Raw genomic sequence first — 12,706 nt, 5'->3', positions numbered from 1 at the left:
AACCTTGCGCCAGAGGGGACTGCCCCTGAATCGATACGAGCGGTCGTCCCCATAACCAGCCCAGCCGCAAGAATTTATCATGCAGAGAGCTGCTTTGCGACGCAAGCAGATAGCCGGCTTTATCGCGTCATGTATCGTAGATGTGACAGGCGTCCTTAAAGGAAGGGCGTCAGCTTCCCTTGCAAGCAGAAGGCGAAAAGCTTCTACAGGACAGTGACAACGACGCCGACCCACATGCAGAAGAGTATGACGACGCCCACAGCATAGACGGAGCCGCGCAGCTTGAGGTTGTTGGAGCCGACATGGATCAGCGTATGGACAACGCGGGTCGCGACGAAAGCCCAGGCCAGCGCCGCCATGATGTAGCCGACTGCGGCCACGTGCATCGCCAGCATGATCAGCGCGAAGAAGATGACCGGCGTTTCGAACTGGTTCGAGAAATTCGCGGCGGCGAGGCGGGCTGGCTCCGGATAGCGCTCGGTTGAGACCGCGATATCGGAGAGCCGTACCTCCTTGCTCGCGAAGGCTTTCTGCCTGCGCTGGAACACGATGCCCAGCACGATGAACATCCACAGGATGAGGGCTAGCGCGGGGTAGATCAGCTTGATCGTCATGTGTCTTGCCTCGATGGGCCTTGCCTCGCGGACAGGAGAGCTGGCACGCAGCCAGCGCTCGCATGTCGTGGGAAAGTTCTCAAGGTTTGGAGTTCAAGACCTGGTCGGATAGTTCGGGCTTTCCCGGACGATCGTCACGTCATGCACATGGCTCTCGCGCAGGCCGGCGCTGGTGATGCGGATGAAGCGGGCCTTGGCCTGATAGTCGCGGAGATCGTGGCCGCCGACATAGCCCATCGCGGCGCGCAGGCCGCCGGCGAGCTGATGCAGCACGCCCGAAACCGGGCCCTTATACGCGACCTGGCCCTCGATGCCCTCCGGCACCAGCTTCAGCGCGTCCTTGATGTCCTGCTGGAAGTAGCGATCGGCCGAGCCGCGGGCCATGGCGCCGACAGAGCCCATGCCGCGATAGGATTTGTAGGAGCGGCCCTGGTAGAGGAAGCTATCGCCGGGCGTCTCGTCGGTGCCGGCCAGCAAAGAGCCGACCATGGCGCAGGAGGCGCCCGCCGCCAGCGCCTTGGCGAGGTCGCCGGAATATTTGATGCCGCCATCGGCGATGACCGGGATGCCGGATTTGTTGGCGGCAGAGGCCGCGTCCATCACCGCCGTGAGCTGGGGCACGCCGACACCGGCGACGATCCGCGTCGTGCAGATCGAACCCGGGCCGATGCCGACCTTGATGGCATCCGCACCGGCATCGATCAGCGCCTGGGCGCCCCCGGCGGTGGCGACGTTTCCGGCAATGATCTGAACGGTGTTGGAGAGTTTCTTCACCCGCGTGACCGCCTCCAGCACCTTGGCGGAGTGACCGTGGGCGGTGTCGACGACGATCAGGTCGACGCCAGCATCGATCAGCATCTCCGAGCGCTCGAAGCCGAGATCGCCCGTGGTGGTCGCAGCCGCGACCAGCAGCCGCCCCTGTGCGTCCTTGGCGGCATTGGGGTGGGCGACCTGTTTCTCCATGTCCTTGACGGTGATCAGGCCGATGCAGCGATAGTGGTCGTCGACGACGACCAGCTTCTCGATGCGGAACTGGTGCAGCAGGCGGCGCGCCTCATCCTGGGCGACGCCCTCGCGCACCGTGATCAGCCGGTCCTTCGTCATCAGCTCGGCGACGGGCTGTTCCGGGTTGGCCGCAAAGCGCACGTCGCGATTGGTCAGGATGCCGACGAGCTTGCCCTTGTGGCCCTGGGGGCCGCGCTCGACGACCGGGATGCCGGAGATGCCGTTCTGCTTCATCAGGCCGAGCGCGTCGGCCAGGGTCTCGTCGGGGAAGATCGTGATCGGGTTGGCGATCATGCCGGACTCGAACTTCTTCACGAGCCGGACCTGGGCGGCCTGCTGGTCGGCCTCCAGATTGCGGTGGATCACGCCCAGGCCGCCGGCCTGCGCCATGGCGATCGCCATCCTGGCTTCCGTCACCGTATCCATGGCCGAGGCGATGATCGGCAGGTTCAGCGAGATCGTCTTGGTGAGCTGCGTGCGGATATCGACATCGGCCGGCATGACCTCGGAGGGGCCGGGTTCAAGCAGCACGTCGTCGAAGGTGAGACCGTCGCGAATCAGGCCGTCGAGGGGAAGCGTCATCGTCAACTCCGACGCCGGCGATACCGGCTTAAGTTCAGGGCCGGGCGGGTGCGCCCATAGCCAAGTTGACGAGGCCCGTTAGCATGCGTGAGCTGGCGCGGCTAGAGCGCGGCGTGTAAATATTTTGCGCTGCGGGATCGGAAAGCTGGCTTCCGAGTCCCGCATCGCCTGACCGCCACTAGCGGTAGCTACGGGCCGAGCTATGGATGGCGGGGGCGTCCGGCGCGACGCCGAAGCAACCCAGTTCGAACACTGTTCGTCCTTCGGCATTGGCCAGTCGGTGGCAGTCCCACTGACGCAGGCAGTAGCCATATCGGATCGCGTCGCCGGAAGGTCCTTGTGGCATGGTCGCGAAGGTGCACGCCGCCTTCCAATCCGTCAGCGGGGCGGCAGAGGAGGGCAGAGCGCCGGCGGCGCTCATGAGAACGCCGGCCACGAACGCAAGGCCGGCACCACGCCAACCTGCGGGAACGCGACCGAACGCATTGAAATTGCTTGCAAGATTGGTCATGGGACGTTTCTCCATTCAGTCAGCGAGGTCGCCCCTTCGCGAAGGTCCGATTGGGACCGCACAGACGAGATATAGAGTGCCACAGATGGGGCAATGAGCGGTCGAAACGCATAACGGACTTGTCTTTCAAGCCGAATCATCCGGCTGACGCATGGCGGCTCTGCGGCCAGATCGGGCTTTTGGTGAACTTGTGAAGGTTTCGGCTCTCGTCACCTGCATCGCCGCCCGATAAAGCGGGGCATCGCTTCACTCCGAAAGCCTTCCGCTTTGCAGCGCGCCAAACTCCTGCCCCTGATCGTCGCCTGCGCGCTGTTCATGGAGAACACCGACTCGACGGTGATCGCGACGTCGCTGCCGGTGATCGCCCAGTCGCTCGGCGAGGACCCGATCGCGCTCAAGCTGGCCGTGACGTCCTATCTGGTGAGCCTGGCCGTGTTCATCCCGATCTCCGGCTGGATGGCCGACCGCTACGGCGCGCGCACGATCTTTCGCACCGCGCTGGTCGTCTTCATGCTGGGCTCAGTGCTATGCGCCATGTCCAATTCGCTTGGCGCTTTCGTCGGGGCGCGCTTCATCCAGGGCATGGGCGGGGCGATGATGGTGCCGGTCGGCCGACTCGTCATCCTGAGAAGCGTCAGCAAGGCCGAGCTCGTCAGCGCGCTGGCCTATCTCACCGTGCCGGCGCTGGTCGGGCCCGTGGTCGGGCCGCCGCTCGGGGGCTTCATCACGACCTATTTCGACTGGCGCTGGATCTTCTTCATCAACATCCCGATCGGGCTCGTCGGGATCGTGCTGTCGAGCCTGTTTTTCGAAGATGTGCGCGAGGAGGACGTCGCGCCGCTCGACATCAAGGGCTTCATCCTGTCGTCTTTCGGCTTCGCCACGCTGATGCTGGGCCTCGTCACGGGAGGGCGGCATCTGCTCCCCGAGGCGGTGTCCTATCTCTGCGTCGCCGCGGGAATCGCGGCGCTGGTCGCTTACTGGTTCCATGCGCGCCGGGTCCCGCATCCGGTGCTCGATCTCGCGCTGTTCCGGATTCCGACCTATCGCATCGGCGTGATCGGCGGCTCGATCTTCCGCACCGGCATCGGCGCGATTCCCTTCCTGCTGCCGCTGATGCTGCAGCTCGGCTTCGGGCTCGACGCGTTCCAGTCGGGGCTGATCACCTTCGCCTCGGCGGCGGGCGCGCTGATCATGAAGACGCTGGCCAAGACCATCCTGTCGCGCTTCGGTTTTCGGCGTGTGCTGACGGTGAATGCGCTGATCGGCGCGGCCTTCCTTGCGGCGTCGGGACTGTTCACGCCGACGACGCCGCACGCCATCATGCTCGCGGTGCTGCTGCTGGGCGGCTGTTTCCGCTCGCTTCAGTTCACCGGCATCAATGCGCTGAGCTATGCCGATGTTTCCAACCCCCAGATGTCGAGCGCGACCAGCCTGTCCAGCGTGGCGCAGCAGCTCTCGCTGAGCGTGGGCGTGACGGTTGGCGCCTTCGCGCTCGAGACCGCCAACGCCTTCAATGGCGGCAAGGCATTGGGGGCGGGCGATTTCTGGCCGGCCTTCGTCCTGGTCGGCGTGATCTCGGCCTCATCCGTGCTGTGGATGATGCGGCTTGCGCCCGATGCCGGCTCGGAAGTCTCGGGCCACGCGCCATTCAGCGCCCGCAAGGCGACGGCCGAGGCGATCGCGGACCAGAAGCCGCTGGAGTGAGCGGCAGCGCCGGCACTAGAGCATCCGCCCGAAAAGTGGAACGCGGTTTTCGGAAGAAGCCGATGCTGCAGAGCTCAGCCTTGAGCTTGCGCCCGCGCGAGGCCGTGGGCGATCAGGCGGTCGAGGATCTCGGGATAGGCGATCCCGCTGGCCGCCAGCGCCTTGGCGTACATGCTGATATCGGTGAAGCCCGGAATCGTATTGATCTCGTTGACGAGGGCGCTGAGATCGGCGCGCACGAAGAAGTCCACGCGCGCCATGCCGTCACAACCCAACGCGCGGAAGGCCTTGGCTGACATGTCCCTGAGCCGCTGGGTTGCCTCATCGGGCAGATCTGCGGGAATGCTGAGGGCGGCGCCGTCGGCGTCGAGATATTTGGCCTCGTAGGTGTAGAAGCCATGGGCCTCGGCCGGAACGATCTCGCCGGGCAGGGAGACGATCAGCTCGCCATCGGGCTGTTCGAGAACGCTGAATTCGATTTCGCGTCCTTGAATGAATTCCTCGATCAGCACCTTGTGATCGTGCCTGAACCCCTCGGTCAAAGCAGAGCTCAATTCCTCGGCCGTCCGGGCCTTGCTCACTCCGACCGACGAGCCCTGGCGGGCGGGCTTTACGAAGACCGGCGTGCCGAGCTGGCCTGCAATCTCGTCGAAGGACGGTGTCTCGCCACGCCGAATTGTCACGGAGCGCGCGACCGGCAATCCGGCCTCGCGCAGCAGGCGCTTGGCGACGTCCTTGTCGATTGCGGTCGCCGATCCGAGGATGCCGCATCCGGCGAAGGGAACGCCTGCCGCTTCGGCCAGGCCCTGAATCGAGCCGTCCTCGCCATGCAGGCCGTGCAGAACCGGAAACAGGATGTCGATCGCCGGAAGCTCGTGGGGGTGGCCGGTTTTCGGGATGGCGAAAAGGCGCCCCTTCCCACCCGGCAGGAGGCAGATCTGCGTGCCGTCATCGGGGACGCGATCCGGCAGGGCACCGCCATTCAGATCGATCAGGAGCCAGTGGCCGCTACGCGTGATCGCGACAGGCACGACCTCGTATCGCGTCGCGTCGAGCGCCTTCACCACATTGCTGGCCGACAGGATGGAGACGTCGTGTTCGGCGGACTGCCCGCCAAAGAGAACCGCGACCCGTAGTCTTTTCGCCATCGAATCCAGTCCTCCGTTCCGACATTCGCTGTTACCCCGGCATCGGTAAAAGAATCGATGCGGAATGGGCCAATAGCGCTCGAAAGAATGCCACGTGACGGCCGAAGAATTCAGCCCTCATCCTTCGAGACGCTGCTTCAAGCGAGATGCGTCGTCATCCCGGACGCAGCGAAGCGGAGATCTGGGATCCACTCCCGAGGGCTTACCGGTGGGGCTCCGGAATGGATCCCGGGTCTCCCTGCGGTCGCCCGGGATGACGGCGCCTGTCGAGGCGAAATGCCAACCGACTGAAATCGCTCACGACATTATCGGCAGGGCTCTCAGGCTAAGGGCTGGAGGAATTTCCGAACGCCCAGCTCCCTCTGATCGCAGCCGGTTCAAACCGCGGCGTCGTCGGTCTCCGCCTTGCGCCGGAAGCCCGTGGCCAGCACGTAAAGCTCTGACGAATCCGAGCGGCTCGCGGCCGGCTTGAGGTTGCGCACGGTGGTGAAGTCGCGCTTGAGCTGGGCCAGGAGCTCGGCGCTTTCGCCGCCCTGGAACAGCTTTGCCAGGAAGAAGCCGCCCGGCGCCAGGATGCCGTTGGCGAATTCGAGCGCGGCCTCGGCCAGCGCGATGATCTTGAGGTGGTCGGTCTTCTTGTGGCCGGTCGTGTTGGCGGCCATGTCGGACATCACGCCATCTGCCCGGCCGCCGAGGCGTTCGGTCAGGAGGGCAGGGGCGTCGTCGGCCATGAAGTCCATCTCGATCAGATCGACGCCGGGGATCGGATCGACCGGGAGCAAGTCGATGCCGACGATGCGGCCCTTGCCCTTTTCGAGGCCGATGCGAGCTGCCGCGATCTGGCACCAGCCGCCCGGCGCGCAGCCGAGATCGACCAGCCGCTGTCCGATCTTCAGGAACTTGTGGCGGTCGTCCATCTCCTCGATCTTGAAGGCGGCGCGCGAACGGTAGCCGAGCTCCTTGGCGCGCTTCACATAGGGGTCGTTGAGCTGCCGCTCGAGCCAGAGCTGCGAGGAGTGCTTCAGCTTGCCGGCCTTCTTGACCTTGACCCGCATGTCGCGGGCGCCGCCCGTCTTGGCCTTGGTGGCCGAAGCCTTGGTGCTGGAAGCCTTGGTGCTCGAAGCCTTCGCGCCCGGCGCCATGGCGCCCGAAGGCTTGGCGCCCGAGGCCTTGACACCGGAAGCCTTGGCACCGGAAGCCTTGGCACCGGAAGCTCTAGCGCCCGAAGCCTCGCCGCTGGTCGCCTTGCCGCTTGTTGCCTTGCCGCCCGATTTACCGGTGCTCATGTCCGCCCGCCCATCATCCGTGCCGGCCCTGACCTGCGCATATGCTTATCTCCGGCGCCACCAGGCGCGATCTTCATGCATCATCCGGAGGAGAATGCCTTCACGCAGTCCGCGATCGGCGATCCGCACCCTCTCGCTTGGAAAAGCGCGGCGGATCGCTTCGAAGATGGCGCAGCCGGCCAGCACGAGATCGGCGCGCTCGCGGCCGATGCAGGCATTGGCCGCCCGTGCGGCATAGTCCATCTCGACGAGTTGGTCGATGACCGCGAGGATGTCCTCCTGTCGCATCCACAGCCCGTCGACCTCGCGGCGGTCATAACGGGCGAGACCGAGATGGATGCCGGCGACGGTCGTCACCGTTCCAGACGTCCCCAGCAGGTGGAAGCTCCTGGCTCCGCGCGCCCCGGCCGCCTTGAGCGCAAAGGGGGCGAGCGCCTGCGCGCAATCCTCGACCATGCGCTCGAACAGCTCGCGGCTGACGTCGATGCCGCCATAGCGCTCGGCCACCGTCACCACGCCGATCGGCAGCGAGGCCCATTCGCGGATGCGGGCGGCGGGGTCGCGCGCTTCAGCCCGCCCGCCCATCCAGATGATCTCGGTCGAGCCGCCGCCGATATCGAAGACGATGACGCCCTCGGCGGCCGGGTCGGCCAGGGCTGCACAGCCGGAGACCGCGAGCGAGGCTTCGGTGCGCTGGTCGATGATCTCGAGGTCGAGCTCGGCCTCGGCGGCAACGCGACGGACGAATTCGAGCCCGTTGGTGGCGGCGCGGCAGGCTTCCGTCGTCACCAGCCGGGCGCGGGTGACGCCCCGGCTTGCCATCTTGGCGCGGCAGATCTTCAGGGCTTCGACGGCGCGGTCCATGGCGGCGTCGCCGAGCCGGCTGCTGGCGGCAAGGCCCTCGCCGAGGCGCACGATTCGCGAGAAGGCGTCGACGACGCGGAAGCCATGCTGCGCCGGCCGCGCGATTAGCAGGCGGCAGTTGTTGGTGCCGAGATCGAGCGCCGCATAGGTCGCGACCGGGGGGCGGGGGGCATATGTCGGTAAAAATGGGCTCGCGGTCCCGGCAACGGGCTTCGTGCCGACCGCATCGGGATCGGCGCTATGCACATGCGCGGGCGCCACGATTGTGACGTCCTGCTCCTGCCGGTCGTCGACCGTCACCGTTTCCAATCCTTTGACCAGCCGCGCCTGAGGCGCGACGGGAGCCACATGCGAGATGCGGCTGCTTGCTTCGATGCCGAGGGTAACAACAGCGGGACTGCGGTGCCAAGCGGAACCTTGCTCCGGCACATGATTGGTTGAGCGAGTTGATGCGTTGCCCCTTGGCCTCTCCCTTGGCCCCTCCCTTGGCCCCTTGCCGGGGGGCGCGGGCTCCGGCAAGTCTCGGGCAGGCCGCCGGGACGACGGCCGAACAAGGCAGGGAGCGCATAACATGGCCGCAGCACGCCATATTCTCGCAATCGATCAGGGAACGACCTCGTCGCGCGCCATCCTGTTCGACGCGTCTCTGGCGGTCGTGGCCAGCGCCCAGCAGGAGTTTCCACAGCATTTTCCGGCTTCTGGCTGGGTCGAGCATGAGCCTGAGGATATCTGGAACAGCGTGCTCGCGACCTGCCGCAAGGCAATCGCCAAGGCGAATCTCGGGGCTAGCGACATCGCCGCGATCGGAATCACCAACCAGCGCGAGACCACGCTGGTCTGGGACCGCAGCACCGGCCAGGCGATCCACCGCGCCATCGTCTGGCAGGACCGGCGTACGGCGGATGCCTGCGCGAAACTGGCCGAGGCCGGCCATGAAGCGCTGGTGGCGCAGCGCACCGGCCTGCGAATCGATCCGTATTTCTCCGCCACCAAGATCGCCTGGCTGCTCGACAATGTGCCGGGAGCGCGCCGCCGCGCCGAGGCCGGCGAGCTCGCCTTCGGGACGGTCGACAGCTTCCTGCTCTGGCGGCTGACCGGCGGCGCCGTGCATGCCACCGACGCCACCAATGCGGCGCGCACGATGCTGTTCGATATCGGCAAGGGCGTGTGGGACAAGGAGCTGCTGGCGCTGTTCGACATTCCCGCCGCGATGCTGCCCGAGGTCCGGGATTGCTCCGGCCTGTTCGGCGAGACCGCGCCTGCGCTTTTCGGCGCCGCGATCCCGGTGCGCGGCATGGCCGGCGACCAGCAGGCGGCGACCATCGGGCAGGCCTGCTTCTCGCCCGGCATGGTGAAATCGACCTATGGCACCGGCTGTTTCGCTTTGCTCAACACAGGGGCTGCGCCGGTCGTCTCGAAGCACCGGCTGCTCAGCACGATCGCCTATCAATTCGGCGGGCAGCGCACCTATGCGCTGGAGGGCTCGATCTTCATTGCCGGCGCCGCCGTGCAATGGCTGCGCGACGGTCTCGGCATCATCGGAACGGCAGCCGAAACCGGGCCGCTTGCGGAGGCCGCGGACCCGGCGCAGGACGTCTATCTGGTGCCGGCCTTCGTGGGCCTGGGCGCGCCGCATTGGGATGCGCAAGCGCGTGGCGCAATGTTCGGCCTGACGCGCAACACCGGTCCGCGCGAATTCGCCCAGGCCACGCTGGAGAGCGTCTGTTTTCAGACGCTCGACCTGATCGAGGCGATGCATGCCGACTGGCCGGCAGCCGGGCAGGGCGGGCGTTCCGTGCTGCGCGTCGATGGCGGCATGGTCGCCTCCGACTGGACGATGCAGCGCCTCGCCGACATCCTGGACCTCCAGGTGGACCGGCCCGTCGTGCTGGAAACGACGGCACTGGGCGCGGCCTATCTGGCGGGGCTCGATGCCGGGCTTCTGCCCGAGCCCGACCGCTTCGCCGATCTCTGGCGGCTGGAGCGCCGCTTCTCGCCGGCCATGGCCGCCAGCCAGCGCCAACGCAAGGTCGCCGGCTGGCGCGACAGCGTCAGGCGTACGCTGAGCCGGGCATGAGGCCGCGCAGGGGCGCTGCAACGGCGGGTGCGTGGTGGGAGACCGAGGACCGGACATCGCCGCACAGCTTCACAGAGATTATGTGACGCCGCGCATTCTGGGCTTGCCATCTCAGCGCGCTTTGATTAGACCCCGGCTCACCAACGAAAAGCGCTTCGCGCCGTTGGGGGATCGTCTAACGGTAGGACCCCAGACTCTGACTCTGGTTGTCTAGGTTCGAATCCTAGTCCCCCAGCCACTCACCCAGGTGGCTTTCGGTAGATAAATTAAATCAAGCATTTGCGACTCGCTCCGGCTGCTCTGGCAGCCCATTTCGCGTTCCCGACGGGCATGTTTTGCGCGAAGTCATTCATGCCCCCGGAACGGGCGCGTTGCTGACGCTGCTGCGACGCCGCTGGGAGGTTCGCTATCGTCTCCCGCCGTCAGTTGCCGGGAATCCTGAGGAGGAGCTGGGGCAGCGTGTGGCTATCGGGTCTGTTGGGCCGAGCCTCTTAGCGGGAGCGGCATTCCAGCGGCTCGGCGCAGCTTTTGCCAAGCGCCCTGCGGAAGCGTAGCGTACCAATGTGGCACGCTTCATTTCGACTGGAAGGGTGCTTGAAATCTCCCAAGCGGAGAGGACGCCATGGGACGCAAGTTCGTAGACTGCCGCGCATTCCCGAGCGAGATGAACTGCTCGGTCGCGATCAGCGCCGATAGCGAAGGCGAACTGTTGGAGGCGGCCGTGCAGCATGCCGTCGCCGTGCACGGTCATCAGGATACGCCCGAACTGCGGGGCCAACTCAGAGGCATCATCAAGGATGGTATGCCGTCTGAGGAGGCACCAAGTCGCGCCGCCTGATCTGGCAAGCGCCGTCGTTTTCATCTCTTCCAACGCCGCGCTCGGGATACTGGGCGCGGCAGGGGAGTTCTGCTGCTGATCCGAGCGCGCATGGCGTAGCCGATACTGGTCGCTTACCGACGCCAGGCTGAAACGCCGCACCATTTGCCGGGCATCATTCACCGCCTCTTAACCCTCCGCCGATAGGCGTTGGTGCCGGTTCAGATCTGTAGAGTTCGCGGTATCGCATGCGTAAGTTCGGCATTCACACTCTCGCCCAGAGTATTGAAACAGAACGATTTTCATCGCAAAATGGCGACAGCGAAGTGGCAGGTCCGCCCGGTCGCCGGGGAGCCGAGACGGCGATGCCGCCGGTCTCTCCTGCGCCCGTCAGGCTCAGGCGCGCGAACCCGACATCCTGCGAGCCGCAAGCGCAGCCAGCCATGCCGCTGGCTGCCGCATTTGGTGTCGATGTTCCCGACGAGGAGCCGGCTGCGGGTCTGACATCGGAGCCGACCCAGGTCCGCTATTGGCGCACTCCAAACCGCCTGATGAATCAGGTCTGGGCCAGAAAGCCCGATTCCACGATGCCGTTAACGGCTGCAACGGATGATCTTCATGAGGGCGAGGTTCCTCTTCAGGGCGAGATCCTGCAAGGTGAAGTCGACATCGTGCCGATGCGACGCGAGGAGGACAGTGCCGCCTCGCTGGACGTGATCCCGGCGGCGCCAACGCCTTTCGCCTTCATCTCCGACCATGCCTTCTGGGAGGGGCTGTCCGGCGCTGCGCCCGATGAAGTCGAAGCCGAGCCTGACGATGCGTATTGTGGAGGCGCCGGCCTACAGGGGACGTCTCCCGTTCTTGCCGAGCTTTTGTCTGCGCCGGACGACAATATTGCGATCAACCACGAGCCTCCGGTGGCTCCTGCTCCTGCTCCTGTTACTGCCGCTCGTCCTGCGCCTGCCCTCGTTGCTCGTGGGTCGGCCGCGCGTGCGTCCCTGGCCTCTCATGTCAATGTCAGGGGGTCGGTTCGGCCACAATCCGAAACAGGGCAGGGGGCGGCGGCGATCTCTGCAAGCGCTCAGGGCGTGGCTGGTGACAGCGCGGCTTCCGGGCGCGGAATTGCCGTATCGCGGAAAATCAGGGACGACGTCGCAGCACGGGCCAAGCTGAGCAGCGATCAGGCCGGGAATGCTGCGAATATCGATCACGCCGATGATTTCGCGCTTCCGCCGATCACGTTCCTCACCGAGCCGCCACAGGCGCTCGGAGCTGCCATTCCGACCGAGTTGCTGCAGCAGAATGCCGGACTGCTGGAGGGGGTGCTCGAGGATTTCAACGTGCGTGGCGAAATCGTTCAGGCCTGCCCCGGTCCGGTGGTGACGCTGTACGAGCTCGAGCCGGCGCCCGGTACCAAATCCTCCCGTGTGATTGCGCTGGCCGACGACATCGCCCGTTCGATGAGCGCGATCTCGGCCCGCGTCGCCGTGGTCCAGGGCAAGAACGCCATCGGCATCGAGCTGCCCAATGCCAAGCGCGAGACGGTCTTCCTGCGCGAATTGCTGGCGAGCCAGGATTTCGATTCGACCAAGCACAAGCTCGCCTTGTGCCTCGGCAAGACCATCGGCGGCGAGCCGGTGATCGTCGACCTCGCCAAGATGCCGCATCTCTTGGTCGCCGGCACCACCGGCTCGGGCAAGTCGGTCGCGATCAACACCATGATCCTGTCGCTGCTCTACCGGCTCAAGCCCGAGCAGTGCCGGTTGATCATGGTCGATCCGAAAATGCTCGAACTCTCCGTCTATGACGGCATCCCGCATCTGCTCACCCCCGTCGTCACCGACCCGAAGAAGGCGGTCGTGGCGCTGAAATGGGCGGTGCGCGAGATGGAGGAACGCTACAAGAAGATGTCGAAGGTCGCGGTGCGCAACATCGACGGCTTCAATGCCCGCGTCGGCGAGGCCAAGGCCGCCGGCGAGGTCATCACCCGCACGGTCCAGACCGGCTTCGACAAGCATTCCGGCGAGGCAATCTACGAGGAAGAGGTCATGGACCTCGAGCCCTTGCCCTATATCGTCGTCATCGTCGACGAGAT

10 protein-coding genes and 1 tRNA gene are annotated in these 12,706 nt (G+C 65.6%); 5 read left to right on the top strand and 6 right to left on the bottom strand.

All coding sequences use genetic code 11. The features are described from left to right. Positions 1 to 203: 203 nt before the first annotated feature. The 3 genes from C4S73_RS24800 to C4S73_RS24790 all read right to left on the bottom strand — a co-directional run bounded on the left by C4S73_RS24800 (position 204) and on the right by C4S73_RS24790 (position 2,712). Positions 204 to 614 carry an MAPEG family protein gene (locus C4S73_RS24800; RefSeq protein WP_103875273.1) on the bottom strand — a complete coding sequence of 137 codons (411 nt, stop codon included), beginning with the start codon at positions 612 to 614 and terminating at the stop codon, positions 204 to 206. 93 nt (positions 615 to 707) lie between these two features. Beyond that, positions 708 to 2,201 (bottom strand): IMP dehydrogenase, encoded by a 1,494-nt coding sequence (gene guaB, locus C4S73_RS24795; RefSeq protein WP_103875272.1) that lies wholly within the window; start codon positions 2,199 to 2,201, stop codon positions 708 to 710. Positions 2,202 to 2,379: 178 nt separating this feature from the next. Beyond that, the gene (locus C4S73_RS24790) at positions 2,380 to 2,712 is read right to left on the bottom strand and encodes a hypothetical protein (protein ID WP_146071493.1); all 333 of its coding nucleotides are present in this window, start codon (positions 2,710 to 2,712) and stop codon (positions 2,380 to 2,382) included. A 267-nt stretch (positions 2,713 to 2,979) separates the two neighbouring features. Here C4S73_RS24790 and C4S73_RS24785 point away from each other — a divergent pair, with 267 nt between their 5' ends. Next, entirely contained in the window at positions 2,980 to 4,419 is a 1,440-nt protein-coding gene (locus tag C4S73_RS24785; RefSeq protein WP_103875270.1) for a DHA2 family efflux MFS transporter permease subunit, read from the top strand. A 74-nt stretch (positions 4,420 to 4,493) separates the two neighbouring features. Here the strand turns inward: C4S73_RS24785 and C4S73_RS24780 are convergent, their stop codons facing one another. The 3 genes from C4S73_RS24780 to C4S73_RS24770 all read right to left on the bottom strand — a co-directional run bounded on the left by C4S73_RS24780 (position 4,494) and on the right by C4S73_RS24770 (position 7,981). Beyond that, positions 4,494 to 5,567, bottom strand: a complete 1,074-nt coding sequence (locus C4S73_RS24780) for a D-alanine--D-alanine ligase family protein (RefSeq protein WP_103875269.1) — start codon at positions 5,565 to 5,567, stop codon at positions 4,494 to 4,496. A gap of 377 nt (positions 5,568 to 5,944) precedes the next feature. Next, positions 5,945 to 6,622 carry an RlmE family RNA methyltransferase gene (locus tag C4S73_RS24775; protein WP_244595785.1) on the bottom strand — a complete coding sequence of 226 codons (678 nt, stop codon included), beginning with the start codon at positions 6,620 to 6,622 and terminating at the stop codon, positions 5,945 to 5,947. 276 nt (positions 6,623 to 6,898) lie between these two features. Continuing rightward, a complete protein-coding gene (locus C4S73_RS24770; RefSeq protein ID WP_244595784.1) occupies positions 6,899 to 7,981 on the bottom strand; it encodes a Ppx/GppA phosphatase family protein in 1,083 nt (360 codons plus the stop codon). A 307-nt stretch (positions 7,982 to 8,288) separates the two neighbouring features. Here C4S73_RS24770 and glpK point away from each other — a divergent pair, with 307 nt between their 5' ends. The 4 genes from glpK to C4S73_RS28820 all read left to right on the top strand — a co-directional run. Continuing rightward, the gene (glpK, locus tag C4S73_RS24765) at positions 8,289 to 9,794 is read left to right on the top strand and encodes a glycerol kinase GlpK (protein WP_103875266.1); all 1,506 of its coding nucleotides are present in this window, start codon (positions 8,289 to 8,291) and stop codon (positions 9,792 to 9,794) included. A gap of 164 nt (positions 9,795 to 9,958) precedes the next feature. Beyond that, positions 9,959 to 10,032: transfer RNA gene (locus C4S73_RS24760), tRNA-Gln, on the top strand. Between the two features lie 384 nt (positions 10,033 to 10,416). Next, positions 10,417 to 10,632 carry a DUF1059 domain-containing protein gene (locus C4S73_RS24755; RefSeq protein ID WP_103875265.1) on the top strand — a complete coding sequence of 72 codons (216 nt, stop codon included), beginning with the start codon at positions 10,417 to 10,419 and terminating at the stop codon, positions 10,630 to 10,632. 422 nt (positions 10,633 to 11,054) lie between these two features. Next, positions 11,055 to 12,706: DNA translocase FtsK (locus C4S73_RS28820; protein ID WP_244595776.1), on the top strand; the 1,652-nt coding region annotated here is incomplete at its 3' end.

The sequence above is a fragment of the Allobosea lathyri genome (assembly GCF_900108245.1).
Taxonomy (GTDB): domain Bacteria; phylum Pseudomonadota; class Alphaproteobacteria; order Rhizobiales; family Beijerinckiaceae; genus Allobosea; species Allobosea lathyri.
Note: the sequence above shows the minus strand (reverse complement) of the source record. Positions and strands in the feature narration are given on the sequence as shown.